Annotated in this window: 25 protein-coding genes; 14 read left to right on the top strand and 11 right to left on the bottom strand. The window is 73.1% G+C overall.

The genetic code is table 11. The features are described 5' to 3' along the window. Window positions 1-192: 192 nt before the first annotated feature. Both EV284_RS04150 and EV284_RS04145 read right to left on the bottom strand, forming a co-directional pair. On the bottom strand, window positions 193-570 hold the full coding sequence (locus EV284_RS04150; RefSeq protein WP_130330302.1) for a toxin Doc: 378 nt from the start codon (window positions 568-570) through the stop codon (window positions 193-195). Between the two features lie 7 nt (window positions 571-577). Then, window positions 578-820, bottom strand: coding sequence for a hypothetical protein (locus EV284_RS04145; RefSeq protein WP_130330300.1), 243 nt, complete (start codon window positions 818-820; stop codon window positions 578-580). Between the two features lie 161 nt (window positions 821-981). Between EV284_RS04145 and EV284_RS04140 the strand changes: the two genes are divergently transcribed. Next, a complete protein-coding gene (locus EV284_RS04140) occupies window positions 982-2,598 on the top strand; it encodes a multicopper oxidase family protein (RefSeq protein ID WP_130330298.1) in 1,617 nt (538 codons plus the stop codon). Between the two features lie 28 nt (window positions 2,599-2,626). On the opposite strand, the gene EV284_RS04135 is transcribed toward EV284_RS04140, so the two are convergent. Then, window positions 2,627-3,175: an RNA polymerase sigma factor gene (locus tag EV284_RS04135; RefSeq protein ID WP_130330296.1), complete on the bottom strand. Its 549-nt coding sequence runs from the start codon at window positions 3,173-3,175 to the stop codon at window positions 2,627-2,629. A gap of 47 nt (window positions 3,176-3,222) precedes the next feature. Between EV284_RS04135 and EV284_RS04130 the strand changes: the two genes are divergently transcribed. The 4 genes from EV284_RS04130 (at window position 3,223) to EV284_RS04115 (ending at window position 7,358) form a co-directional block, all read left to right on the top strand. Continuing rightward, window positions 3,223-4,599 (top strand): serine/threonine-protein kinase, encoded by a 1,377-nt coding sequence (locus EV284_RS04130; protein ID WP_130330294.1) that lies wholly within the window; start codon window positions 3,223-3,225, stop codon window positions 4,597-4,599. Between the two features lie 188 nt (window positions 4,600-4,787). Continuing rightward, window positions 4,788-5,492, top strand: a complete 705-nt coding sequence (locus EV284_RS04125; RefSeq protein WP_130330292.1) for a DUF4232 domain-containing protein — start codon at window positions 4,788-4,790, stop codon at window positions 5,490-5,492. A gap of 90 nt (window positions 5,493-5,582) precedes the next feature. Continuing rightward, window positions 5,583-6,836 (top strand): arsenic transporter, encoded by a 1,254-nt coding sequence (locus EV284_RS04120; RefSeq protein WP_130330290.1) that lies wholly within the window; start codon window positions 5,583-5,585, stop codon window positions 6,834-6,836. A 30-nt stretch (window positions 6,837-6,866) separates the two neighbouring features. After that, window positions 6,867-7,358, top strand: coding sequence for a universal stress protein (locus EV284_RS04115; protein ID WP_130330288.1), 492 nt, complete (start codon window positions 6,867-6,869; stop codon window positions 7,356-7,358). A 9-nt stretch (window positions 7,359-7,367) separates the two neighbouring features. Here the strand turns inward: EV284_RS04115 and EV284_RS04110 are convergent, their stop codons facing one another. Then, the gene (locus EV284_RS04110; protein WP_242625557.1) at window positions 7,368-9,179 is read right to left on the bottom strand and encodes a ricin-type beta-trefoil lectin domain protein; all 1,812 of its coding nucleotides are present in this window, start codon (window positions 9,177-9,179) and stop codon (window positions 7,368-7,370) included. A gap of 446 nt (window positions 9,180-9,625) precedes the next feature. Between EV284_RS04110 and EV284_RS04105 the strand changes: the two genes are divergently transcribed. Further along, window positions 9,626-11,620: a glycosyltransferase family 2 protein gene (locus tag EV284_RS04105; protein ID WP_242625556.1), complete on the top strand. Its 1,995-nt coding sequence runs from the start codon at window positions 9,626-9,628 to the stop codon at window positions 11,618-11,620. Between the two features lie 129 nt (window positions 11,621-11,749). Further along, window positions 11,750-12,505, top strand: a complete 756-nt coding sequence (locus EV284_RS04100; RefSeq protein ID WP_242625600.1) for an endo alpha-1,4 polygalactosaminidase — start codon at window positions 11,750-11,752, stop codon at window positions 12,503-12,505. 5 nt (window positions 12,506-12,510) lie between these two features. Here the strand turns inward: EV284_RS04100 and EV284_RS04095 are convergent, their stop codons facing one another. Genes EV284_RS04095 through EV284_RS04085 form a run of 3 tightly spaced genes read right to left on the bottom strand, consistent with a single transcriptional unit; the run spans window position 12,511 to window position 14,496 of the window. Further along, window positions 12,511-13,020 (bottom strand): flavoprotein, encoded by a 510-nt coding sequence (locus EV284_RS04095; RefSeq protein ID WP_130330282.1) that lies wholly within the window; start codon window positions 13,018-13,020, stop codon window positions 12,511-12,513. Between the two features lie 32 nt (window positions 13,021-13,052). After that, a complete protein-coding gene (locus EV284_RS04090) occupies window positions 13,053-13,253 on the bottom strand; it encodes a ferredoxin (protein WP_130330280.1) in 201 nt (66 codons plus the stop codon). Window positions 13,254-13,266: 13 nt separating this feature from the next. Further along, window positions 13,267-14,496 carry a cytochrome P450 gene (locus EV284_RS04085; protein WP_130330278.1) on the bottom strand — a complete coding sequence of 410 codons (1,230 nt, stop codon included), beginning with the start codon at window positions 14,494-14,496 and terminating at the stop codon, window positions 13,267-13,269. 360 nt (window positions 14,497-14,856) lie between these two features. Here EV284_RS04085 and EV284_RS04080 point away from each other — a divergent pair, with 360 nt between their 5' ends. Then, window positions 14,857-15,306 carry a nitroreductase family deazaflavin-dependent oxidoreductase gene (locus EV284_RS04080; protein ID WP_130330276.1) on the top strand — a complete coding sequence of 150 codons (450 nt, stop codon included), beginning with the start codon at window positions 14,857-14,859 and terminating at the stop codon, window positions 15,304-15,306. Between the two features lie 74 nt (window positions 15,307-15,380). Here the strand turns inward: EV284_RS04080 and EV284_RS04075 are convergent, their stop codons facing one another. Then, window positions 15,381-16,316, bottom strand: a complete 936-nt coding sequence (locus tag EV284_RS04075; RefSeq protein WP_242625599.1) for a cation diffusion facilitator family transporter — start codon at window positions 16,314-16,316, stop codon at window positions 15,381-15,383. Between the two features lie 201 nt (window positions 16,317-16,517). Here EV284_RS04075 and EV284_RS04070 point away from each other — a divergent pair, with 201 nt between their 5' ends. Then, on the top strand, window positions 16,518-16,835 hold the full coding sequence (locus EV284_RS04070; RefSeq protein ID WP_207228900.1) for a DUF4235 domain-containing protein: 318 nt from the start codon (window positions 16,518-16,520) through the stop codon (window positions 16,833-16,835). Window positions 16,836-17,018: 183 nt separating this feature from the next. Further along, a complete protein-coding gene (locus EV284_RS04065; RefSeq protein ID WP_130330274.1) occupies window positions 17,019-17,387 on the top strand; it encodes an anti-sigma factor antagonist in 369 nt (122 codons plus the stop codon). On the opposite strand, the gene EV284_RS04060 is transcribed toward EV284_RS04065, so the two are convergent. Further along, complete coding sequence (locus tag EV284_RS04060) at window positions 17,384-18,337, bottom strand: ribose-phosphate pyrophosphokinase (RefSeq protein ID WP_130330272.1); 954 nt, start codon at window positions 18,335-18,337, stop codon at window positions 17,384-17,386. The genes EV284_RS04065 and EV284_RS04060 overlap by 4 nt on opposite strands. A gap of 191 nt (window positions 18,338-18,528) precedes the next feature. Here EV284_RS04060 and EV284_RS04055 point away from each other — a divergent pair, with 191 nt between their 5' ends. The 3 genes from EV284_RS04055 to EV284_RS04045 all read left to right on the top strand — a co-directional run bounded on the left by EV284_RS04055 (window position 18,529) and on the right by EV284_RS04045 (window position 21,246). Continuing rightward, window positions 18,529-19,215 carry a DUF4230 domain-containing protein gene (locus EV284_RS04055; protein ID WP_242625555.1) on the top strand — a complete coding sequence of 229 codons (687 nt, stop codon included), beginning with the start codon at window positions 18,529-18,531 and terminating at the stop codon, window positions 19,213-19,215. Window positions 19,216-19,299: 84 nt separating this feature from the next. Beyond that, a complete protein-coding gene (locus tag EV284_RS04050; protein ID WP_130330270.1) occupies window positions 19,300-19,893 on the top strand; it encodes a VanZ family protein in 594 nt (197 codons plus the stop codon). A 117-nt stretch (window positions 19,894-20,010) separates the two neighbouring features. Then, window positions 20,011-21,246 (top strand): family 16 glycosylhydrolase, encoded by a 1,236-nt coding sequence (locus EV284_RS04045; protein WP_130330268.1) that lies wholly within the window; start codon window positions 20,011-20,013, stop codon window positions 21,244-21,246. Here the strand turns inward: EV284_RS04045 and EV284_RS04040 are convergent, their stop codons facing one another. Continuing rightward, entirely contained in the window at window positions 21,247-21,516 is a 270-nt protein-coding gene (locus tag EV284_RS04040) for a hypothetical protein (protein ID WP_130330266.1), read from the bottom strand. Window positions 21,517-21,639: 123 nt separating this feature from the next. On the opposite strand from EV284_RS04040, the gene EV284_RS04035 reads away from it, so the two are divergent. Beyond that, window positions 21,640-22,668 carry a PHP domain-containing protein gene (locus tag EV284_RS04035; RefSeq protein WP_130330264.1) on the top strand — a complete coding sequence of 343 codons (1,029 nt, stop codon included), beginning with the start codon at window positions 21,640-21,642 and terminating at the stop codon, window positions 22,666-22,668. Between the two features lie 172 nt (window positions 22,669-22,840). Here the strand turns inward: EV284_RS04035 and EV284_RS04030 are convergent, their stop codons facing one another. After that, window positions 22,841-24,130 (bottom strand): ROK family transcriptional regulator, encoded by a 1,290-nt coding sequence (locus tag EV284_RS04030; protein WP_130330262.1) that lies wholly within the window; start codon window positions 24,128-24,130, stop codon window positions 22,841-22,843. Window positions 24,131-24,205: the final 75 nt, after the last annotated feature.

The following is a 24,205-nucleotide window of genomic DNA, read 5'->3' as shown; positions in this document are numbered from 1 at the left end:
AGGAGCGCGTCCCACATCACCGGGTTTGCAGGGAAGTCGGGTTCTGTGCGCCCCGTGTGAAACTCGCGCACACGGAGACACCACGCACACCCTTCTCCCGCCGGGCGGGAGAAGGGTGGACTGTGCCCGGCCCTCGCGGAGGACCCCCTCCGGCCGATCGCCCTTCGGCTTCCCCCGTCCGCCGGGGCGGCGTCAGATCCGCCAGGACCTCAGCCGGTCGGCCGCGCCGTACACGTCGGCGCGGCCGGCGGTCAGGTCGCGGACGAGGTCGGCTAGGGCGCCGTACGGCGGGTCGATGCCGGCGCCGCTGATGTGCAGGTAGGCGACGGCGGTGGCGCAGGCGAAGCGGGCGTTGGCCGCGGGCAGCGGCCGCAGCACGGCCAGGGTGTGCAGCAGGGCCGCGGCCCGCCAGGCGGGGTCGGAGTCGACGCCGAGCCGGGGCGGGTCGACGCGGTGCCGGGCGACGGCGGCGACCAGGGCGGAGAAGTCGTCCACCGAGGGCTGTTCGGGCAGGACGTCCTCGTGACGCTGGAGCAGCCAGGGGACGTCGATGTGGATGACGGGGGCCATCGCCGGGTCAGGCGGCCTCGCCCCTGGCCGGCACGGCCTCGTCGTCGGGGAAGGCGGTGGCGAACTCCTCGGCGTGCGCGGTGAAGAAGGCCCGGAAGGTCTCCGCGCCCTCCTTCAGCGCCCGGTGCCGGGCGATGTCCGCCGCGGCGGCCTCCCGGACCAGGGCCTTCATCGACGTACCGCGTTCCTTGGCGATCTGCCGCAGGTCCGCTAGTTCGCGCTCGCTGAACTCCACGTTGAGAGCTGGCATGCCCTCACGGTACCGCGAGGGTACTCACCCGTAAATCGAGCCAGATCAGCCGCAGGCACCCCCGGTACCCGGCGCTCGGGGCACGTCGCGGGGCCGACACCAGCAGACGCGCCGCCCTCAGATCCATCACATATGAGCACAAAAAGTGTCTTATTTCCTTCATGCATACACCTTCGCGGCGTACTCTCCTCCGCGTCCCGCTCGCTGCCGCGGGCGCGGGACTCCTGGCCGCCTGCTCCGACTCGGGCCCCCGGCCCCGGCCGGGACCGCACGGCACGATGATGGCGGCGGGGAACTTCGTCCCGCCGGGGCCCGCGGGTTACGTCGAACCGTCGGGCCCGGAGGTCCGGGCCGCCGAGCGGCGGCGCGGGTCGGGCCGGGTGCGCATGTTCACGCTCACGGCCGGTGAGACCACGCTGGACCTGGGCGGCCGGTCGGTGCGCACCTGGGCCTACCAGGACGCGCTGCCCGGACCGCTGGTGCGGGCGACCGCCGGTGACGTGCTGAGCATCACGCTCGCCAACCGGCTGCCGGAGACCACCACGCTCCACTCGCACGGGGTCCGGCTGCGCTGCGACATGGACGGCGCGCCGGGCCTCACCCAGGACTCCATCCCGGCCGGGATGGACTTCAACTACCGCTTCACCGTCGCCGACCCCGGCACCTACCTGCTGCACAGTCACGTCGGCATGCAGCCGGACCGGGGCCTGTACGCCCCGCTCGTGGTGGACGACCCCAGGGAGCCGCTGAAGTACGACAAGGAGTGGGTGGTCGTCCTCGACGACTGGGTGGACGGCGTCGACGGCTCCACCCCGGAGAAGGTGCTGCAGCAGCTCAAGCCGGGCGGCGGCATGGCGATGATGGGCCCCGAGCGCCCGACCGCCCACCCGCACGAGCACCCGATGTCGGCCATGCCCAAACCGCCGAAGAGCACCGGCCCCAACCGCATGCTGCACGGGACCAGGAGCCGCATCCTGGACGGGGTCGGCGGCAATGTCTCGTACCCGATCTACCTGATCAACGGGCGCCGGCCGGGCGCGCCGACCTCGTTCAGGTGCCGTCCCGGCGAGCGGGTGCGGCTGCGCATCATCAACGCGGGTTCGGACACCGCCTTCCGGGTGGCGCTCGGCGGCCACAAGCTGACGGTGACGCACACCGACGGCTACCCCGTCCAGCACCGGGAGACGGACGCGCTGCTGGTCGGCATGGCGGAGCGGTACGACGTGCTGGTCACGGCCAAGGACGGGGTGTTCCCGCTGGTGGCGCTCGCCGAGGGCAAGAGCGGGCAGGCGCTCGCGGTGCTCCGTACGGACAACGGCAGAACCGTTCCTCCTGCGGATGTGAAGCTGCCGGAGCTGGACCGCGAGGTGGTGCCGGCGCGCCGTCTGGTGCCCGCCGACTCCGTCGCCCTGGACCACCGCGAGCCGGACCGCGAGATGCGCATCAAGGTCACCGGCACCATGGCGAAGTACGACTGGGGCTTCGACCACAAGCAGTACGACGTGCGGGAACGGCACGCGGTGCGGGCCGGGGAGCGGGTGCGGATGACCCTGATCAACGCCACCGACATGTGGCACCCGCTGCATCTGCACGGCCACACCTTCGCCCTGACCGGCATCGACGCGGTGGGCGCCCGCAAGGACACCGCCGTGGTGCTGCCCCACCGCAAGCTGGTCATCGACTTCGACGCCGACAACCCCGGTCTGTGGATGCTGCACTGCCACAACCAGTACCACTCGGAGAGCGGCATGATGACGGTGCTCGGCTACAAGAAGTGAGTGTCCCCGGACCCGCCCCGGTGGCGGGTCAGAGGTCGCGCAGCCAGGGCCGTACCAGCCTGCGGGCCTCGTGCAGCCGGGACTTCAGGGTGCCCAGCGGGATGCCCGCGCGCTCGGCGGCCTCGGCGTAGTCCAGTTGGCACAGGTCGCGGTAGACCAGCGGGGCGACCAGGTGCGGGTGCTCGCGCTCCAGCCGGTCCAGCGCCTCCAGCAGGTCGATCCGGGAGCCCGCGATGACGCTGGTGGTGCGCGGGTCGGCGGGCTCCGGCGCCTCGGCCGGGGCGGGCTGTTCGGCGGCCCGCCGCTTCAGCTCGCGGTACTTCTGCCGGCAGCAGTTGGCGACGACCGTGTGGAGCCAGGTGCTGAAGCGGCTGCGGCCCTCGAAGCCGCCGATGTGCCGGGCCACCTGGAGCAGCACGTCCTGGGCGGCCTCCTCGGCGTCCTCCCGGCAGGGCAGGAAGCGCCCGCAGCGGCGCACCACCTCCGGCCGCAGCCCGGCCAGCAGCCGGTCCAGGGCCGCCCGGTCGCCCGCGGCCGCCAGGCGGGCCAGTTCCTCGGCCGTCGCGGCGTCCGGCACGTCGGCTCTCCTCTCGGAGACGATCTCGGGCCAGGCATGATAGTCGTATGCACTCCCCGGAGCGGATCGGCCGGTACCGCCTTCGACAGCGCCTGGGCAGCGGGGCGTTCGCCACGGTGTGGCTCGCCCACGACGACGAACTGGACGCCCTGGTGGCGGTCAAGGTGCTCGCCGACAACTGGTCCCACCGCCTCGATGTGCGCGAGCGCTTCCTCTCCGAGGCGCGGCTGCTGCGCCGGGCCGGGTCCAGCCGGGTGGTGCAGGTCTGGGACATCGGTGAACTGGACGACGGCAGGCCGTACTTCGTCATGGAGTACGCCGACGGAGGCACCCTCACCGACCTGTGCGCCGGCGGTCCGCCGCCGGTGTCCGAGGCGCTGGAGCTGACGGCGCTGGCCGCGCGGGGCGCCGCCGCGCTGCACGAGGCGGGGATCGTGCACCGGGACATCAAGCCGGCCAACCTGCTGCTGCGCACCGCCCCGGACGGCGGGCGCCGGCTGCTGCTGGCCGATCTGGGGCTGGCCAAGAGCCTGGCGCAGGCGTCGGCACTGACCCTCGCCGCGGGGTCGGCGGGCTACCAGCCCCCGGAGCAGGCGGAGCCGGGCGCGGGCATCGACGAGCGCGCCGACGTCTACAGCCTGGGCGCGGTGGGCTACGAACTGCTCACCGGGACCGTGCCGGGACCGCCCGGCAGAGCGGTGCCGCCGAGCCGTCTGCGGCCGGGCCTGGACCCCCGGGTGGATCAGGCGGTGCTGCGGGCGCTGGAGCCGGACCGCGAGCGGCGCTGGCCCTCCGCGCGGGCGTTCGCCGACGAGCTGGACCGGCTGGCGGCGGCCCCTGGCCGGCCCGGGTGGTCCGGCGCGGTACGGGGCGGGCGCGCGGTCCTCGCCGTGGCGGCCGCGCTCGCCCTCGTGGCGGCCGGGAGCGTGGCGGCGCTGGTCCTGCACCGGCCCGCCGGGGGCTCCGACGCGGCGCGGGTGCGGGACGCCTCCGGCCGGATAGCCGTCGAGGTGCCCGCGGGCTGGGACCGGGAGCTGCGCGGCTCCGGGTGGGACCCGCGCGTCCTCGGGCTGTCGGGCGGCAGGGAGCCCGGGCTGGTGGTGGCCGACGACCTGTCCCGCTGGCCGGACCTCGGCGAGCCGGTGAACGGGGTCTTCGTCGGGGTGGGCGCGGGGGATCTCACCGGCAGGGTGGACGCCCTGACGCACTCCGGCTGCCGGGGCGCGGACCGGCACGCGTTCACCGGGCCGGGCTGGCGGGGCACGGTCCGGGTGTGGAGCGGCTGCGCGGGCGGGGGCTCGGTCACGGAGTCCGCGCTGCGCCCCCCGGACGGCGCGCACGGCCCGCAGGTCTACGTGCAGGTGCGCCAGCACGGCGACCCGGACGCCACCGACGGCATACTCCGCTCGCTCCGGGTCACCTGATCGGGGGGAACCCTCGCACGGCGTGGCGAAGAGGGCCCGGTGAGCGGAGACTTCTTCGGGCGCGGAAGTTTTTTCCTCCTCGTCCCGAACTTTTCCGCCGGACGGCGCATCGGAAGCTGTGACGGCGCATCCGGCGCCGACGGCACGCGGACCTCGCGGGCCGTGGATTACAGGGAGGCTTGTGCGACATGGCGAACTCATCCCCGGCCAGGCGGCGCGGGACCCTGCTCGTGGGCTCCGCCGCCGTACTGGGCCTCCTGACCGCCTGCGGCAACGGTGACGTGGGCGCGACCCCGGCGAAGACGGTGTCCGGCTCGGCGGCCCCCGCGACCGAGACGTCGGCGCCGGCCGAGTCCACCGGCTCGCCCGACGCGGCCGGCACCCCCTCGCCGGTGACCCAGAGCGGCGGCACCACGACCCCCAGCTCGGCGCCGGACACGGCGACGAAGACCGTCGGGCCCGACAGCGCAAGGAGCACCCGCTGCCACACCTCGGAGCTGCGGGCCGCCGTGGGCCGCAACGATCCGGGCGCCGGTCAGGAGAACTTCCCCCTCGTCCTCACCAACAAGTCGTCCCGCACCTGCACCCTGCGCGGGTATCCGGGCGCGGCCTTCGTGAACGCCTCCGGCGCCCAGCTCGGCCGCGACCCCGAGCGCACCCCGGGCTCCCCGGTGACGGTCACCCTCCGCCCCGGCCAGAGCGCCTGGGCCGGGCTGACCTTCTCCAACCCGCAGGTCAGCGGCGCGAAGTCGGAGAAGCCGGCCTCGCTGGTGATCACCCCGCCCGATGAGCGGGAGCCGCTGAAGGCGACCTGGACGGGCGGTCCGGTGCCGGTCTCCGGGAACTCCTCGTCGGTCCGCCTGACCGTCTTCGCCCCCGGTTCGGGCGCCTGACCGTCACCGGTGCGCCGGGTCGGGGTCGGGCCGGCACACCGGGGTCTGTTTTCATGAGCGGGCACATCACCACCGATCCGGAGGATCCCCCTGAACACCCCGCTCGCCGAGGCCCTGTCGGCCGTCCTGCTCGTCGCCGTGCTCGCCTGGGCGGTGGTACGGCCCTTCGGCCGGTCGGAGGCGGTGCTCGCGGTGCCCGCCGCCGGGATCGCCGTCCTCACCGGTGCCATCTCGCTGGACCACGCCCGCGACGAGGTGGCCCGGCTGGGACCGGTGGTCGGATTCCTGGCCGCGGTGCTCGTCCTGGCCCACTTCTGCGACGTGGAGGGCCTGTTCCGGGCCTGCGGGGCGTGGATGGCCCGCTGGTCGCGGGGGCGGCCGGTACGGCTGCTGACGGCGGTGTTCGCGCTGGCTTCGGTGATCACGGCCGTCCTCAGTCTGGACGCGACGATCGTGCTGCTCACCCCGGTGGTGTTCGCCACGGCCGCCCGGTCCGGCGTCCGTCCCAAGCCGCACGTCTACGCGTGCACCCACCTGTCGAACACGGCGTCACTGCTGCTGCCGGTGTCCAATCTGACGAACCTGCTGGCCTTCACGGCGAGCGGGCTGTCCTTCACCCGGTTCGCCGCGCTGATGGCACTCCCCTGGCTGGCCGCGATCGGGGTGGAGTACGTGGTGTTCCGGCGCTTCTTCCGCCGCGATCTGTCGGCGGCGGCGCCGGCCGCCCCGGACACCGGCGAAGAGCCGCCGCTGCCGGTGTTCGCGCTGGTGACCGTCGGCTGCACGCTGGCCGGATTCGTGGTGGCGTCGGCGTTCGGCGTCGACCCGGCGTGGGCGGCGGCGGCGGGCGCGCTGGTCATGGCCGGGCGGGCGGTGGTACGGCGGCAGGCGACCCCGCTGTCCGTGGTGCGGGCGGCCGCGCCGCCGTTCCTGGCGTTCGTGCTGGCGCTGGGTGTGGTGGTGCGGGCGGTCGTGGACAACGGCCTCTCGGACGCGCTCGGGCATCTGCTGCCGTCCGGGAGCGGGCTGCTCACGCTGCTGGGGATCGCCGCGCTGGCCGCCGTGCTGGCCAACCTGATCAACAACCTGCCCGCCGTGCTGGTGCTGCTGCCGCTGGCCGCGCCGGGCGGGGCGGGCGCGGTGCTGGCGGTGCTGCTGGGCGTGAACATCGGCCCGAACCTCACCTACGCGGGTTCGCTGGCCACCCTGCTGTGGCGGCGGATCGTGCACCAGCACGACGAGGGCGTGGACCTCGGGGAGTTCACCCGGCTGGGTCTGATCGCCGTACCCTCGGCGCTGGCGGTGTCGGTGGTGGCACTGTGGGGGACGCTGCAGCTCTTCTGACGGGGTGACGTGGACCGAGGAGGACATGGGATGCGTGCGGTCGTCTGGCTCGTCGAGGGCACCTGGCCCGCCTGTGTGGACGCCGTGCGCGTGCACGCCCCGCACGCCCGCGAGGTGGTGCTGCTGCATGTGTCGGGGCCCGAGGTGCCCGAGGTGGCGCACGGCGCCTTCGCGGGGCTGATGGGCCGCGGGCGGACCTGGGAGACCGATCCGGGCGACCGCGTCGAGGCCCTCGGCGACGGCTCGGCGGCGGAGCTGCTGGACGCGGCCGCCGAACGTCTGGGCCGCCCCTGTGTACGCGAGGAGCGCTCGGGCCGCCCGGAGCGCGAGGTGGTCGCGGCGGCCGAGGGCGCGGGCCTCCTGGTCCTCGCCCGCGACGGCGACCGCTCCCGCCTCGGCCCGCACAGCCTGGGCCCGGCCGCGCGCTTCGTCGTCGACCACGCGCCGTGCCCGGTCCTGCTGGTCTGGCCCGGACAGGCCCCCGGCCTGGCCACGATCCCACCCCCGCCGCACCAGCGCTGAGGTGACGGTTCAGCGGTGCCGGCCCCCGTAGCCGCCGCCCCCGTACCGGCGCCCGTCTCCCCCGCCGCCCCAGCCGCAGCGGTCCCGGTACGGGAAGCAGGTGCCGTCGTCCGTCGCGCTGGGCGTGGGACTGGCGGACGGCGTGGCCGTGGGTGTCGGGCTCGGCGTCGGGCCGGCGGAGCCCGCGGTGGGGGCCGGCTTCGCCGGAGTGCGGCGGACGGAGGCCGTCGGGCCGCCCTTGTCCCAGCCCACGACCTCCATCTGCGGGTCGTTGCGGGCGGTGTCGACGACCCAGCGCTGGACGGCGGTCTCGGCGCGGTTCTTCAGCACCAGCGCGCCGGAGCCGTCGGTGGCGGCCGGGGTGAGGGCGAGGTTCTGGTTCCAGCGGGGGACGAGGACGCCCTGGAGGGTGAAGTCGTAGCGGATGAAGCGGCCGTCGGTGCCGGTGGCCGAGCAGGGGGCGAGCCGGACCGAGTAGCCGAGTCGGGAGTCCAGGCAGAGGTCGGGCGCCGTGTCGCTGCGCAGCCGGCCGTCCGCCTCGTACCGCCAGCGCTGGCCGGGTGCCGAGGAGCAGGTGACGACCTCGGTCTCGGCGCCCTCGACGGCCTTCTTCCCGACGATGCCGACGCAGCGCCCGGAGGCCGCGTTGTGCAGCCGGCCCCGGACGGTCGGCCGGTTGCCGTCCGCGCCCGCCCAGGACGGCTGCGGCGCGTGCGGGGAGGTGGACCGCGCCGGGGACGGGGTGGCGTCGTGCGCGGTGGTGGGACCGTCGTCGGAGCCGAGCACCGACCACAGCACCAGGGGCAGCGCGAGAAGCGCGCCGACGGTGGCGACGGCGAGGGCGACATTGCGGCGCCGGACCCGGCGGGCCGCGCGGTGGGCGGTGCGGCCGACGGGAGCCCGGTCCGCCTCGGCGGGTGCCGGCGGGGGTACGAACTCCTCGCCGCCGGCGGGCAGGGGCGGCGCCGGTGCGGGCGGTGCGGCGCTGTCGTCGGCGCGGGCGGCGAGGTAGGCGGCGGCACCCCAGCCGAGCACGGCCTCGGCGAGCGCGAGGGGGAGCCCGTCGTGGAAGCGGGCGAGCTGGTCGGCCGTACGGGCGCAGTGGCCGCAGCCGTCCAGGTGGCCGCGCAGGTCCGGGTCCATGGCGAGGCCGCCGCCGCGCCGGAAGGTGACGTCCAGCATCCGCAGGTAGCGTCCGCACTCGGCGTCGGTGGCGAGTTCGCGGTGGGTCTGCAGGCACTCCTCGCGCAACCGGTCGCGGGCGCGGGCGAGCTCGACGGCCGTGCTCTCCTCGTCCAGCCCGAGCAGTGCGGCGGGCACGGCGAGGGGTTCGCCCTCGACCTCGGTGTGCCAGAGCACCGCGCGGGAGGGCTGGGGCAGCCGCTGGAAGGCGCGGGCCAGCAGCCGCCGCCCCGGCGGCGGGAGCAGCCGGCCGGCGACGCGCTCCCCGCTCGCCGGGTCGGGACGCAGCGCGGGATGCAGGAGTCCCTGGCGGCCGTCGGTGTCCCACTCGGCGGCGATGCGCCGCACGGTGACCAGGAGTTGGGGCCGCCAGGCGGCGGACGGGCCGGCCTGGCGCAGCGACTCGCCGAACAGCCGGGTGAACGCGGCCGTGGTGAGCATCCCGGCCGCGCGGGGCCCGTCGGTGCACAGCCGGGCGTAGGTGAAGGCGGCGGCCCAGTGCCGGTCGAGCAGTTCCCCCACGGGGTGGAGGGCGGACGCCGATCCCGTCCACTTCTGGAGTTCCGCGCTGAGTTCGCCGTCGGAGATCCCGAACGGCCCGGCGGAATCCGGGGAATGCGACGGCCCTTCGCCCTTCACGCGCTGTTCCTCCGCAATGCACATGGGAATCAGGTCCGTACCGATCGGCAGGACGGTGGACGAGGTGACCTCAACTCCCTTTGGGTGAAGGGAAATCACACCCATCACAGCGACGCACACTTTCGCACAGGGCGGCAGAGGGGACAAGAGATCTCCCGTCGGAGACCGGCACACCGCGCAATATTTGACCGGGATTCAGTTTTCGCATCAACCCCTCCGGGCGGGCCTGCTCCACCCCGTCATGCGGACCCCCCAGTTCCACTTTGATCTTGTGTGCAACCTTTTGGCGATCACTGGTGTCCAACTACACGTACACAGCGAATTTTTCGCATATGTCACCTCGAAGCGGCCGCACCCGGAACCCTGCCCAGGGAACCGGGTACTCGTCGACGCCGCTTTCCGGGTGCGCGTACATGCCGCCGCCGCCGAGTTGCCCGAGGAACGCAATGCATCATCCCCGTGTCAGCGTGATCGTCCCCGCTTACAACGCCATGCCGGAGCTCACCGAGTGCATCACCTCGGCGATGCGGCAGACCATCGGCCTGGACCAGCTCGAGATCATCGCGGTGAACGACGGATCGACCGACGGAACCGGCAAGGAGCTCGACCGCCTGGCCGCGTCGTGCCCCTCACTGCGCGTCATCCACCAGGAGAACTCGGGCACCGCGGCCGTCCCGCGCAACGTCGCTCTGGACGTCGCCCGCGGTGACTACGTCTTCTTCCTCGACTCCGACGACTATCTGGGCCCCGACGCGCTGCGCCGCATGGTGGCGATGGCCGACGAGAACGGCACCGACGTCGTGCTGGGCAAAATGGTGTCGGTGGGCGGCCGGGCGGTGCCCACCGCCGTCTTCAAGAACACCCAGCCCCGCACGGACATCTTCTCGTCGGCCGCCTACCGGACCCTCGGCTGCTGGAAGCTCTTCCGCCGCTCGCTGCTGGAACGGCTGAACCTGCGTTTCCCCCCGTACCGCAACACCGAGGACAAGCCCTTCACCGCCGCCGCGTACCTCAACGCGGACGGCATCTCCGTCGTGGCGGACTACGACTGCTACTACCAGCGCGACCGGGCGAACGGGAACAACCTCACCCTGACCGCGCAGAACCTGAGCCACCGGATGGCGGGCACCCGGCTGTGCTTCGAGACGGTGGCCCGTTACCTGGAACCGGGGCCGCGCCGCGACCAGATCATGCGCAGGCACGTCGAGTGGGAACTGTGCGGGCCGCTGTGGTGGCTGCTGCTCCGGGAGAGCGAGGAGGACATCCGCGAGCGCTTCTACCCGGAGATCCGCGACTGGGTGGAGAACTGGGTCACCGACCCCGTCATCGCGACGCTCGAACCCCGGGACCGGATGCTGCTGCACCTGCTGCGAGCCGACCGGTACGAGGAGGTGATGACGGTCATCCGCAACGCCGAGGAGGACGCCCGACGAGGTCATGTGGTCGACGGGGGCCGGGTCTACTGGCAGCACCCGCTGTTCCGTGACGCGGCGGTGGGGGTGCCGGACAGCGCCTTCGACGTCACCGGCCGCCTGCCGGTGCGCCACCGGCTCGACTCGGCGTGCTGGCAGGAGGACGGGGTGCTGCGGCTGACCGGCCACGCCTACATCGAGAACGTCGCGTCTCTGGACCCGGCCACCGAGCTGGTGCTGCGGCGCTACGACGACGCGGGCCAGGAGTTCCGCGTCCCCGTCTCGGTGCATGCCGCCGCCGGGGCAGCGGACGACGAGCGGTACGCGAACGCGGGCTTCGTCGCCGACGTCGCCGTGGCCACGGTGGCGGCCGGCGCCCCACTGGACCGGGGGCGCTGGAATCTCTTCCTCGACGTACGGGCGCAGGGGGTCAGCCGTACGGTCCGGCTGAAGTACCCCCGGTCCGAGCGGACACCGCCGCAGACGATCGTGACCATGGGCGCGGGCAGCCCCACGACCGTCACGCCGTACGTGACGAAATGGGGGAACCTCTCCATCGACGTCGGCCAGGAGATACCGCGTGACGACACTCCCTGCACGGTGACCGGGCTGTCGTGGCACAGATCGCGCAAGGGCACCCTGGTGGTGACCGGCAAGATGGCCGGCGAGGGCGCGCGGGACGTCCTGAGCCTGCGGCTGCGTGCGGAGAACGGCGTGGGCGGCCACCGCGAGGCCCCGGCGTCGCTGAGCCGCTCCGAGGGGCGGTTCACGGCGGCGCTGCCGCTCAGGGGCCTGCGCCCGGGCCGCTGGACGGTGGCCCTCGCCCTGTCCGGCTCCTCCCCCGTCGCCGCCGTCCCCTACCTCGCCGGCGTCGGCCGCGCCCGGTGGTTCCACCGCGCCCGCCCCCTCTCCGCCGGCCCCGTGAGGCAGGCGTCGGAGACGACGCTGGTGCTGGAGATCCGGCGGGTGGACGTGCCGAAGGCGGTCCGGCAGAAGCTGCGCGCGGTGGTGCGGAAGGTGCGGAAGTAGCGGGCGGGCGGCCGGCGCCTCGGTCCGCGCCGGCCGCCGGGGAGTTGACGGGCCCGGAGCGGGGTGGGTTGGATCATCCCCGTGCCGCTCAGGACGAACCGCCCCGCGCCCCTTTTCGCCGGGGCCCTCCTGCTCCTCCTCTCGCTCGTCGCCTGCGGGGGCGAGCCCCCGCCGGCACTCCGGCTGCCGCCCCGGCACACCGGGTTCGACTACCAGATCGGCGGCGCCTACCCCCCGCCCGCCGGTGTCCGGATCGTCACCCGCGACCGCGCCGACTCCCCCGCCGGGGGGCTGTACAACGTCTGCTACGTCAACGCCTTCCAGGTCCAGCCGCAGGAGCGCGCCGACTGGCCGGCCGACCTGCTGCTCCGTGACCGCGCGGGCAAGGCCGTCATCGACGAGGACTGGGACGAGCCCCTGCTCGACATCGGCACCCCGGCCAAGCGGAGACGTATCGCCGACCGGGTGAACCGCTGGACCGACGGCTGCGCCGAGAAGGGCTACGACGCGGTCGAGCCCGACAACTACGACAGCTACACCCGCTCCAGCCACCTGCTCACCCCCTCCGACGCGACCGCCTTCATGCGCCTGCTCACCCGGCACGCACACGCCCGCCACCTGGCCGTCGGCCAGAAGAACACCCCGGAGCTGGCGGGGAAGCGCGAAAGCGCCGGACTGGACTTCGCGGTGGCCGAGGAGTGCGGCCAGTACGACGAGTGCGCGACCTACGCCCGTGCCTTCGACGACCGGGTGCTGGACATCGAGTACACCGACAGCGGCCTGCGCAAGGCGCTGGCCGGCTGGGGCTCGCGGCTCAGCATCGTCCGCCGCGACCTGGACGTCTCCACACCGGGCGAGGCGGGGTACGTACGCCGCACGGGCTGATGCCTTCAGGGCAGCTCCAGCAGCTCCAGCCCGCGTGTCCAGGCGAAGCCGCCCGGTACCCGTCCCTCGCCGAAGCGGACACCGAGCCCGCGCAGCCGGGTCAGGCTCTCCCGGTAGGCGGGGTGGGCGGCCAGCGCCTCGCCCACGCTGGGCAGGACGGCGATCGGCACGCCCAGCCCCAGCGCCTCGCACAGGGTGCCGACGGCCAGGGTGTCCGCGATGCCCGCGGCCCACTTGTTGACGGTGTTGAAGGTCGCCGGGGCCACCACGACCGCGTCCGGTGGCGGGAAGGGGCGGGGGTCGGCCGGGGAGCGCCAGGCGGAGCGCACGGGACGCCCGGTGCGGGACTCGGTGCCGGACGCGTCGAAGAAGCCGTTCATCGCGGCCGGCGTGGCGATCACGCCCACCTCCCAGCCCCGCTCCTGGGCCTCGGTGATCAGCGTGCCGACGCCGGAGGCGACCCCGGCCGCGCAGACGACGACGTAGAGAAAGGGTTTCCCGGCGAGTTCGGTCACCGGGAAACCCTATAAGTCCACCTGAGCGGCGGTCAGCTCTCGGTGACGGTGATCGCCCCGACCGGGCAGGCGCGGGCGGCCTCCCGGAGCATCGGGCTGCCCGCCCCGTCCTCGGCGCCGGGCAGCAGCGTGCTGTAGCCGTCGTCGTCCTGGGTGAAGACGCTCGGGGCGGCCAGTGTGCACTGGCCCGCGCCGATGCAGAGGTCCTTGTCGATCATGATGTCGGTGTGCATGGCGAGAAGCCTCTTACCAGGTCACGGGGAGTTCCAGCATCCCCTGGATCGTGTCGCCGGGCTTGAAGGGGATCTCCTCGGCCGGAACCGCGAGGCGCAGTCCGGGCAGCCGGGCGAAGAGGGTGCCCAGGGCGATCTCCAGCTCCGCACGCGCCAGGTTCTGGCCGAGGCACTGGTGGATGCCGAAGCCGAAGGCGACGTGATGGCGGGCGGAGCGGCCGAAGTCGAGGGCGTCGGGCTCGGGGTACACGGAGTCGTCGCGGTTGATCACCGAGGTGGAGAACATCACGCCCTCCCCGGCCCGGATGGTGACCCCCTCGATCTCGATGTCGTCGACGGCCACCCGGAGCAGGCCGTCGGCGATGGACAGCATGCGCATCAGCTCCTCGACGGCCGTGGGCAGCAGCGCGGGGTCGGCGCGCAGCTCGGCCAGCCGGTCGGGGTGCTGGAGCAGGGTGTAGGTGCCCAGCGAGATCATGTTGGCGGTGGTCTCGTGCCCGGCGACCAGCAGGATGACGGCGAGCGAGACGACCTCGGCCCGGTCCAGCGCGCCCTCGCTGAGCTGTTTGTGGACCAGGTCGTCCAGTACCCCCTCGCCCGGCTCGGGGTGGCCGGCCTTGGCGTCGATGAGGCCGCCGAGGTAGGTCTCCAGCTCCTTGCGGGCGTTCTGGCTGTCGTCGGCCGTCGGCCCGCGCAGCAGCTTGCGGGACTGCTCCTCGAAGAACTCGTGGTCGGCGTACGGCACCCCGAGCAGGTCGCAGATGACCATGGACGGCACGGGCAGCGCGAAGGCCGACACCAGCTCGGCGCCCGGCCCTCGCGCGATCATCGCGTCCAGCAGGTCGTCGACGATCTTCTGGATGGCGGGCCGCAGGGCCGTGGCGCGTTTGACCGTGAACGACGGGATCATCATCCGCCGCTGGATCTGGTGCTCGGGGTCGTCCAGGCCCAGCAGGGCGACCCGGCGGTCCCGTACGCCCGCGAACCGGGCGGTGGGGACGGGGAACTCGGGGCGGCGCCGGTCGCTGGAGAGCCGGGGGTCGGCGAGCAGCGCGCGGGCCGCGGAGTGCCCGCTGACGGCCCAGACCTCGCGGCCGTCGTACAGGGTGACGCGGGACACGGGCCGGCCCTCGCGCAGCGGGCCGTACCCGGTGGGCGGGTGGTAGGGACAGGTGCGGTCCTGCGGGAAGGCGACGGGATCGGCCGCCTTCGCCGGGCCGGTGGTGTCCGTCAGTTCCGTCATGGATGGACCTCGCAGACGAAGAAGTACCTCGAACCGATCTTCATTAGATGCCCGGGGCACCTATGGGGCGACGGCAAGTTCGGCCAGATCGGCGGCCCGTCGGATCTGGCCGAAGAAGCGCGGCCGCCGGAGGTGTCCGGGCAGCGGAATCCGGTCGTCCGACGCACATCGGTCCTCCCAGTGTCGTCGCCTGCGCCCCTTTTCGGCCACCCCCGGCCGGAGACCGACCGAGAGATCCGGCTATTCACCCGCGTGGCCCAGAGGATGCGCGGTACGGATGATTCCGGCGGCCCCCGGTGTTGCGGTGGACCGCAGGCGTGAAGCCGTCGGCAGGACGAAACATGACGAAGGGGAGAAGCGATGCCTCTTGAGGGCGAGTACGAGCCGAGCCCGGAGCAGTGGGTACGCGATCAGGTCGAGCTGTACGAGAGCTCCGGCGGGACGAAGGGGAACACGCTGCTCGACACCGGGCTGCCGGTGATCATCCTGACCACGCGCGGCAACCGCAGCGGCAAGCTCCGCAAGACCCCCCTGATGCGGGTGGAGCACGACGGGAAGTACGCGGTGGTCGCCTCCGTGGGCGGCGCGCCGAAGCACCCGGTCTGGTACTTCAACGTCAAGGCCGACCCGGCGGTCGAACTCCAGGACGGCCCGCAGAAGCGGGAGATGCGCGCCCGCGAGGTGACGGGCGACGAGAAGGCGCGGTGGTGGGAGCGGGCCGTCGCGGCCTTCCCGCCCTATGCCGAGTACCAGGAGAAGACCGACCGGGAGATCCCGGTCTTCGTCCTGGAGCCCGCCGACGCGAGCTGAACGGCCGCCGGGGGACGGTTCACGCCCTTCCGCGTACGGCGGGCGTGAACCGTCCCCCGGAGGGCACGCGAAGGTCAGGCCCCGCCGCGCTCCCCCGTCGCGGCGGGGCTCTCCCGTGCGGTGCGCTCGGTGTGGTCGCGGCCGGTGTGGTCGCGGTCGGTGACGTCGAGGAAGATCTGCCCGGCGTCGGGGAACATCTCGGCGACGGACCGCTTGATGCGGACGGCGACCTCCTCGACCTCCTCGCTGTCCATTCCCGGCGCGAGGTCGACGCGTGCGGCCACGAGGGCGGAGTCGACGCCGGTCTTCATGGTGAACAGCGCCTCCACGCTGTCGATCTCGGGCTGGGCGCGCAGCAGTTCCCGTATCCGACCGGTCAGCTCGGGGTCGGCCGCCTCGCCGATGAGCTGGTCGCGGGCGTCGCGGCCGAGCCGGTAGGCGACGTAGACCAGCAGGGCGCCGATCAGGATCGACGCGCAGCCTTCCCAGAGGGCCTGCCCGGTGAGCATGTGCAGCACCATGCCGATGGCGGCGAAGGTCACGCCGAGCACCGCGGTGCCGTCCTCGGCGAGCACCGTACGCAGCGCGGGGTCCTGGACGTCACCGACGCCCTCGCCCTGCCGGTGCGCCTGGCGTACCGCCCGGATCAGGGAGACCCCCTCGGCGACGAAGGCGACGCCGAGCACGACGAGGCCCGCTATGTAGCCGCTGAGCTTCTCCTCACCGCCGCTCCTGATCGCCTCGAAGCCCTGGAAGAAGGAGAAGCAGCCGCCCATCACGAAGATGCCGACGGCCGCGAGCAGGGACCAGAAGAACCGTTCCTTGCCGTAGCCGAAGGGGTGGCGGGCGTCCGGCGGCCGGCGGCTGCGGCTCAGCGCGGCCAGCAGGAACACCTCGTTCAGGCTGTCGGCCACGGAGTGCGCGGCCTCCGACAGCAGGGCGGGCGAGCCCGCGAAGATCCCGCCGACGGCCTTGGCCACCGCGATCACCAGGTTCGCGGCGAGTGCCACGAGGACGGTGACGCGGGTGTGTCCGTCGGACTTGTCGGCCTCCTGGCCGTCGCTGTGGCCGGTCGTCGTGTCCGGCTGCTTTTCCGAAGTAGCGCTCACCTGTCGGCGACTGCCCCCGGCGGGGAGGATCACACGGGCCCGGACGGGGGAGGTCGGAGGCTGTCCGGGGAGGACGCGGACCCGGTGAGGAAGGAGTGTCACATGGCGAAGAAGAGCACGAACATGAGCAAGATCAAGGCGCCCCTCCTGCACAGACCGGTGGGCTTCGCGCTGAGCTGGGCGGGCGGTGCGCTGGCCGGGCTGGCCTTCCGCAAGGCATGGATGGTGATCCGGCACGAGGAGGAGGCACCCGACCCGCTGGACCCGGACCGCGGCTGGGGCGAGATCCTGCTGGCGGCCGCGGTGCAGGGCGCGATCTTCGCGGTGGCGCGCAGCGTGGTGGACCGCACCCGCGCCAAGGCGGTCGCCCGGTCCACGGGCACCTGGCCGCACCCGAACGCGGCTCCGGGCAGACGCTGAACCACCCGGCCGGCGACGGGGGCGAGGCCACGACCCGATCACGAACGCACAGATTCGAACCGACTCCGTCAAACCCGAAGACATGTGTCAAGCGAACATGCTCAAATTCCTCCTGGCGAGCTGGTCGCCACGTGGCGCGGTCCGTCGCGGGCGCGGGTGGGACGGGTGGGAGGTGGTGCCGTCGTGCGGGAGGAATCCATCCCGCTCAGCCGGCATCTGCGGGTGCGGGAGGAGCACGGGCACACCGTGCTGGAGTTACGGGGTGAGATCGACATCGCCTCGGCGGCGGAGATCTCACCCCTGCTGGACCGGCTCACCGGCCGCGAGGGCGTCCGGGTGGTGCTCGACCTGCGCCCCGTGGAGTTCTTCGACTGCTCGGGGCTGCGCCTGGTGAGCCGGGCCCGGCACCGCGTCCTGGAACGCGGCGGCCACCTCCAGCTGGTCTGCGCGCACCCACTGACCCTGCGCGTCCTCGCGGTCACGGGCCTGAACCGGGTGCTGCCCCCGCACCCGACGCTCCAGTCCGCACTGCGGGCCTCGGACGCCCTCTAGGCCTCCGTCGGCTGTTCGAACAGCGCGCTCACCGATTCCCCGTCGTGGATGCGCCGCACCGCCTCCGCCAGTGCCGGGGCGATGGACAGTACCCGGAGCTTGTCGGTGCGCTCGTCCTCCGGGACCGGCACGGTGTTGGTGCAGACGATCTCCAGCACGTCCGGCTGCTCCCCCAGCCGCTTCAGCGCTCCCCCGGCGAACAGGCCGTGGGTGCAGGCGACCCGGATCGAGCGCGGGCCCAGCTCCCGCAGCCGGTCCAGGAGTTCGAGCACCGTGCTGCCCTTGGCGATCTCGTCGTCCAGCACGATCACGTCCCGGCCTGCGATGTCGCCGATCACCGAGCTGATGCTGACCCGGTCGTCCGCGAAGCGCTGCTTGGCGCCGGCCGCGACCCGGGCGCCGAGCAGCCGGGCGAAGGCGGCGGCCTCCTTGGCGTTGCCGAGGTCCGGGGAGACGACCGTGGTGCGCGAGAGGTCGTACTGCCGGAAGTGCGCGGCGAGTTCGCGCAGCGCGTGCAGGTGGTCGACCGGCACCGAGAAGAAGCCGTGCACCTGCGGGGCGTGCAGGGTCATGGTGAGCACCCGGCCGGCGCCCGCCGCCACCAGCAGGTCCGCCACCAGACGGCCGCCCAGCGAGATGCGGGGCGTGTCCTTCTTGTCCGAGCGGGCGTAGGAGTAGTGCGGCATGACGACGGTGATCCGGGCCGCCGAGGCGCCGCGGGCCGCGTCGCACATCATCAGCAGCTCCACCAGGTGCTCCTGCACCGGCCGCACCAGGGGCTGGATCAGGAACACGTCCCGTTCCCGGCAGTTGGCCAGGAGCTGGACCTCCAGGCAGTCGTTGGCGAACCTGCTGACCCGCGCCGGGCTGAGCGTGACGCCCAGGTGCGCGCACACCTCCTCGGCCAGCCGGGGGTGGGCGCTGCCGCTGAAGACGGCGATGTCTCGCACGATCCGCTCCTCGCATGATCGGTACGGGCTGGGCGGCCATGCTACCGGCCGCCCCTCCCCCTACCCGGACGGCAGGCGTGGCGCGTCTCGTACGGGAGCGGCAGGGGTACGTACGTCAGTGGTGGGGGATGGTCAACTCGCTTGCCTGTTCGCTTACTTGGTGGGCATCCGAGGAGGGGGAAGGGAGAACCGTGGACAAGACGACTACGGCCGCGAGGACGACTCCGGTCCAGCAGCGGCCCCGGCGGACACCGCTCTGGGTCAAGGTGCTGGCGGCCATCGCCCTGGTACTGGTGCTGCTGTTCGCCGGGATACGACTGGCCGTGCTGCCCGGCATCAAGGACCTGTTCGGCACCGAGTCCCGCGACCGCTCGGGCCCGGCGCTGCTCCAGTCCATCCAGGACATGAGCCGCTACCAGGCGGCCTCGGGCAACTTCCAGGTCGTCGTGGACCTGGAGAAGAACGCCAAGTACCTGCCCGACGCGCTGCGCGGCACCCGCACCCTGTACGTCGGCGCGGGCACCGTGGACTCCTATGTGGACCTCGGCAAGGTCGGCGAGAAGGACGTGACGGTCAACGACGACCGCACCTCCGCCGTACTGAAGCTGCCGCACGCTCAGCTCGGCAGGCCCGCGCTGGACCCGGACCGCTCCTACGCCGTCTCCAAGCAGCGCGGCCTGCTGGACCGGCTGGGCGACCTGTTCTCGGACAACCCCAACGGCGAGCAGGCGGTGCAGAAGCTGGCCGTCAAGCACATCGGCGAGGCGGCCCGGGACAGCGAGCTGACCGCGCGCGCCGAGTCCAACACCACCGGCATGCTCCAGGGCCTGCTGCGCTCCCTCGGCTTCACGGACGTACGCGTCTCGTACGGCCCCTGACGCCCTGCCCGGTCCGGCATCACCGGCCGCTTCCCGGGCATTAGCTGCTTCTCACGGGGATGTTCACGACTGGAGGACCACCGCATGGCCCGTACCGCCCTACGCCTGCCGACCGTACTGCGCACCCCTCTGCGGCGGGGGCGTGTTGAGAAGACCGAACCGGTCGCCGAGCCGGAGCCGGCGGTGACGGAGCCGGTGGTGGCCGAGCGCAAGCCGCTGCCGCTGCCGATCCGGCTGCCGATCATGCTGCTGGCGTTCGTCTTCATGGTGGCCTTCGCCATCGCGCTGGCCCGGATCACGCTCGAGCCGTCGCCCGCCTCGGAGGCACTGACGCACAGCAACATGCGGCCGGGCAACTCCCTCAAGGCCTACTTCGACTACGGGACGGTGCGCGACACCCTCAAGCAGATCGGCGGCAACGTCCTGCTGGGTGTGCCGTTCGGCGTGCTGGTGCCGGTGCTGGCCCCCCGGGCGCGGGGCATCCTCCAGGTCCTGTTCCTGACCGCGCTGGTGATGCTGATGGTGGAGCTGACCCAGGGCGCGCTGATCACCGGGCGGGCCTTCGACATCGACGACGTCATCCTCAACACCACCGGCGCGCTGCTGGGCTGGCTGCTGCTGGGGCGCCGGCTGGGGCGGGCGGTGCACGCGCGGCGGCCCAAGGTCGCGCAGGACTGAGCGTCCTCCACCGGTTTGTCCGGTCGGCCGCTCACTGGTCTGTACCAAGCTATTGACGGCCCCGGTCCGGATCTCTACAACAAGAGGCGTCACTCCCCCCATGTGAAACGGAGAGTCATGGCATCCCCACGCCTGCTCCGCAGATGCCTCCTTGCCGCTCTCTCCGCCGCGCTGGTCGGCGCGGCGGCCGTCGGACCCGCGAGGGCCGACACGGCCGCCGCCCCGGCCGTCGCGGCTGCGACGTTCTCGGACTCCTTCGACGGCCCGGCGGGCTCCGCCGTCGACGGCTCCAAGTGGACGCTGGAGACCGGAGACAACGTCAACAACCACGAGCGGCAGTACTACACCTCGGGCACCAAGAACGCGGCGCTGGACGGCCAGGGCCACCTGGTCATCACCGCCAAGCGCGAGAACCCGGCGAACTACCAGTGCTGGTACGGCAGTTGCCAGTACACCTCGGCCCGGCTCAACACCTCGGGCAAGTTCAACGCCCAGTACGGGCACGTCGAGGCCCGGATGAAGATCCCGCGCGGGCAGGGCATGTGGCCCGCGTTCTGGATGCTGGGCACGCCGGTGAACTGGCCGGACTCGGGCGAGATCGACGTGATGGAGAACGTCGGCTTCGAGCCCTCCACCGTGCACGGCACCATCCACGGCCCCGGCTACTCGGGCTCGGGCGGCATCGGCGCGGGCTACTCGCTGCCGAACGGGCAGGCGTTCGCGGACGCCTTCCACACCTACGCCGTCGACTGGGCGCCGGACTCCATCACCTGGACGGTGGACGGCAACGTCTACCAGCGGCGCACCCCGGCCGACCTGGGCGGCAGGACCTGGGTGTTCAACAAGCCGTTCTTCCTGATCCTGAACCTCGCGGTCGGCGGCTACTGGCCCGGCGACCCGGACGGCTCGACCCAGTTCCCGGCGCAGCTCGTCGTGGACTCGGTGTCGGTGACCACCAGCGGCGGCTCGACGGGCGGCAAGGCCATCCGGGGCCTGGCCGGCAAGTGCGTGGACGTGGCCGCGGCGAACTCCGCCAACGGCACCCCCGTACAGCTCTACGACTGCAACGGCTCGGCGGCCCAGCAGTGGACGGTCGGCTCGGACGGCACGATCCGCGCGCTCGGCAAGTGCCTGGACCTGAAGGACAACGGCACGGCGGACGGTACGCCCCTGCAACTGTGGGACTGCGGCGGTAGCCCCAACCAGAAGTGGGTGGTGTCCTCGGCCAACGACATCGTCAACCCGCAGGCCGACAAGTGCCTGGACGTGACGGGCGCCAACTCGGCCAACGGCACCCGGCTCCAGCTCTGGACCTGCAACGGCACAGCCGCCCAGAAGTGGACGGTCGGCTAGTTACCCCTTGCCCCGGCGGGTGCCGCCGCGCACCCGCCAGGTGAACTTGTCGCCGCCGACCCAGCGGACCACGTCCGGGTCGTCCAGGTCGTGGATGACAATGCCGCGGGCGGCGGCGGCCTCCAGCACCCCCGTGATGGACGTGACCTCGCCGATCACCTCGCCGTCGATCTCCATGACCCGGAACGGCGGCGAACCCGGCTTGCCCTCACATACCCCGAGCACCCGGACGCGCGGATTGGACATGTACGGAGCTGATTGTTCGGTCATGTATCCGAGCCTAGAACGCGAGGCGCGGGGAAGGCTCGTCCGCACGGGCCGTCCGGGCCGCCACCGTGCGGAGACCGCCCGGGTGGGCAACCCTGGAGGTCCGTGCGGAGCCGGGAGGTGGCCATGGAACCCGTCGCGGCGCTGGACCGGATCGCCTTCCTGCTGGAGCGCTCGCTCGCGCCCACCTACCGGGTGCGGGCGTTCCGCACGGCCGCGCGCGTACTGAAGGACCTCCCCGAGGACGAGATCGCCCGGCGGGTCTCCACGGGGACGCTCCAGACCCTGAAGGGGATCGGCCCGAAGACCGCGAAGGTGGTCGAGGAGGCGGTGGCCGGGGAGACGCCCGCCTATCTGCGCTCATTGGAGGAGGACGCCGGGGGCCCGCTGACGGCGGACGGCGGCGAGGAGCTGCGGGCGCTGCTGCGCGGCGACTGCCACACCCACTCGGACTGGTCGGACGGCGGCAGCTCCGTCGAGGAGATGGGCTGGGCGGCGGCCGGGCTGGGCCACGAGTGGACCGCGCTCACCGACCACTCCCCCCGCCTCACCGTGGCCCGCGGCCTGTCCCCCGAGCGGCTGCGGGAGCAGCTCGACCTCGTCGAGACGCTGAACGAGCGCTGGGCGCCGTTCCGGCTGCTCACCGGCATCGAGTGCGACATCCTGGACGACGGCTCGCTGGACCAGGAGCCGGAGCTGCTGGACCGGCTGGACGTCGTGGTGGTGTCGGTGCACTCCAAGCTGAAGATGGACGCGGCCGCGATGACCCGCCGGATGGTGGCCGCCGTCTCCGATCCGCACGCCGACGTGCTGGGCCACTGCACCGGCCGGCTGCTCACCGGGCGGGGGCGGCCCGAGTCGGCCTTCGACGCGGGCGAGGTGTTCGCCGCGTGCGCCGAGTCGGGCACCGCCGTGGAGATCAACAGCCGTCCGGAGCGGCTGGACCCGCCCAGACGTCTGCTGCGCGAGGCGGTGGACGCCGGGACGCTGTTCTCGGTCGACACCGACGCGCACGCGCCGGGCCAGCTGGACTGGCAGATCCTCGGCTGCGCCCGCGCCGAGGAGTGCGGGGTGCCCGCCGGGCGGGTGGTGAACACCTGGACGGCGGACGAGCTGCTGGACTGGACCCGCGAGGGGCGGGTACCGGCGTCCTGACCAGCGGTTCCCTCGCGTGACCCGGATCACCCGGCCGGGCGGGAACAGCACCGCTTCGTTGTCCGTTGAACCACACGTGGACGCGGGCCCGCCCTGACCTGGACCCCGTCCGCTGATGGACCGCCCCGGTCGTGATTCCCCCGTCACGGCCGGGGCATCTTCGCGTCCGGGCTCAGCGCGGGGCGCGCTCGTCCAGCGCGGCCCGCCAGGCGGGGGGACGGTCCTCGGGCACCGGTTCGGCGCGGCGGCCGCCCCGGCTGAAGAAGTCGGCCAGCGGCAGGATGGCCGCGCCCACGGTGACGGCGTCAGGACCGAGCCGCCCCAGGTCGATGGTGACCCGGTCCGCCGGGTGCCTGAGCGCGTAGGTGGCCGCGTGCCGGCGTACGGCGGGCAGGAAGCGGGTGCCGAGCTGGAGCCCGGCCCAGCCGCCGATGAGGATGCGCTCCGGCTGGAAGAGATTGATCAGGTCGGAGAGACCCGCGCCCAGGTACTCGGCGGTCTCCTCCAGCACCGCGAGCGCGACCGGGTCGGGCTCCGCGTCCCCGGCCGGATAGGCGGCGGCGAGCATCGCGGTGAGCGCGGTCTCCTCGTCGGTGCCCTCGGGCGGGCGTCCGCCCTCCTCGCGCCACCGGGCCAGCAGCGACTCGGCGCCCGCGTACGCCTCCAGGCAGCCCGGCGCCCCGCAGCGGCAGCGGCGCCCGCGCACCCGTACCGTCAGATGCCCCCACTCCACCGCGCGGCCGTTCTCCACCTCCGGGGTGACCAGGCAGGCGCCGACGCCGGAGCCGAAGAGCACCACCAGGGCGTTGCGGGCGCCGCGCCCGGCGCCGAACCACATCTCCGCCTGGCCGAGGGTCTTGGCTCCGTTGTCGATAAAGTACGGCACGCTCTCCGGAAGCCCGGAGGTCGCCCGGAGCAGCCGCTCCAGCGGCACGGCGTCCCAGCCGATGGTCTGGCCGTGCACCACGGCGCCCCGGTCGGCGGTGTGCTCCACGATGCCGGGCACGCCCACCCCGACGCCGAGCAGCCGCTCCGGTCGCGCGCCCTCGGCGGCCAGCACCTCGGCGACACCGTCCCGGACATGGCCGGTGATGTCCTCCACGTCATAGCCGGGACGGGTCAACGGGCGCTCGGCGCGGGCGAGTTCGGTGAGGGCGAGGTCGAACAGCTCGACGCGGACGCGGGTCTCGCCGACGTCCACGCCGATCATCTGGCCGCTGTGCGGGGCGACCCGGAGCAGGGTGCGGGGCCGGCCGCCGTCGGAGTCGACGCTGCCGGCCTCCTCCACGAGTCCGTCCGCGATCAGGTCGGCGACGACATTGCTGACCGAGCCGGAGCTGAGTCCGGTAGCCGGCCCGAGCTCGAAGCGGCTGAGGGGGCCGTCGAAGTACAGCCTGTGCAGCACGGCCGTGCGGTTGCCCCGCCTCAGATCGCGTACCGTGCGCCCGTTCCGCCCCGCCATGTGGCCCCTTCCGACCCGTGCCCGACCTGCAACATACCCCTCGCGGCAGGTCGGGCACGACTTCACGGGCCCCCT

This window comes from Streptomyces sp. BK022, assembly GCF_004217355.1.
In the GTDB taxonomy this organism is placed as follows: Bacteria; Actinomycetota; Actinomycetes; order Streptomycetales; family Streptomycetaceae; genus Streptomyces; species Streptomyces griseoluteus.
The sequence above is the reverse complement of the archived record's forward strand: the minus strand, read 5'-3'. Positions and strand labels throughout refer to the sequence as shown.

Bases quoted from the DNA above. Each gene is read 5' to 3' on its own strand.
- EV284_RS04150 (WP_130330302.1), bottom strand. From the start codon at position 570: ATGGCCCCCGTCATCCACATCGACGTCCCCTGGCTGCTCCAGCGTCAC.
- EV284_RS04145 (WP_130330300.1), bottom strand. From the start codon at position 820: ATGCCAGCTCTCAACGTGGAGTTCAGCGAGCGCGAACTAGCGGACCTG.
- EV284_RS04140 (WP_130330298.1), top strand. From the start codon at position 982: ATGCATACACCTTCGCGGCGTACTCTCCTCCGCGTCCCGCTCGCTGCC.
- EV284_RS04130 (WP_130330294.1), top strand. From the start codon at position 3,223: ATGCACTCCCCGGAGCGGATCGGCCGGTACCGCCTTCGACAGCGCCTG.
- EV284_RS04125 (WP_130330292.1), top strand. From the start codon at position 4,788: ATGGCGAACTCATCCCCGGCCAGGCGGCGCGGGACCCTGCTCGTGGGC.
- EV284_RS04115 (WP_130330288.1), top strand. From the start codon at position 6,867: ATGCGTGCGGTCGTCTGGCTCGTCGAGGGCACCTGGCCCGCCTGTGTG.
- EV284_RS04105 (WP_242625556.1), top strand. From the start codon at position 9,626: ATGCATCATCCCCGTGTCAGCGTGATCGTCCCCGCTTACAACGCCATG.
- EV284_RS04090 (WP_130330280.1), bottom strand. From the start codon at position 13,253: ATGCACACCGACATCATGATCGACAAGGACCTCTGCATCGGCGCGGGC.
- EV284_RS04085 (WP_130330278.1), bottom strand. From the start codon at position 14,496: ATGACGGAACTGACGGACACCACCGGCCCGGCGAAGGCGGCCGATCCC.
- EV284_RS04080 (WP_130330276.1), top strand. From the start codon at position 14,857: ATGCCTCTTGAGGGCGAGTACGAGCCGAGCCCGGAGCAGTGGGTACGC.
- EV284_RS04070 (WP_207228900.1), top strand. From the start codon at position 16,518: ATGGCGAAGAAGAGCACGAACATGAGCAAGATCAAGGCGCCCCTCCTG.
- EV284_RS04050 (WP_130330270.1), top strand. From the start codon at position 19,300: ATGGCCCGTACCGCCCTACGCCTGCCGACCGTACTGCGCACCCCTCTG.
- EV284_RS04045 (WP_130330268.1), top strand. From the start codon at position 20,011: ATGGCATCCCCACGCCTGCTCCGCAGATGCCTCCTTGCCGCTCTCTCC.
- EV284_RS04040 (WP_130330266.1), bottom strand. From the start codon at position 21,516: ATGACCGAACAATCAGCTCCGTACATGTCCAATCCGCGCGTCCGGGTG.
- EV284_RS04035 (WP_130330264.1), top strand. From the start codon at position 21,640: ATGGAACCCGTCGCGGCGCTGGACCGGATCGCCTTCCTGCTGGAGCGC.
- EV284_RS04030 (WP_130330262.1), bottom strand. From the start codon at position 24,130: ATGGCGGGGCGGAACGGGCGCACGGTACGCGATCTGAGGCGGGGCAAC.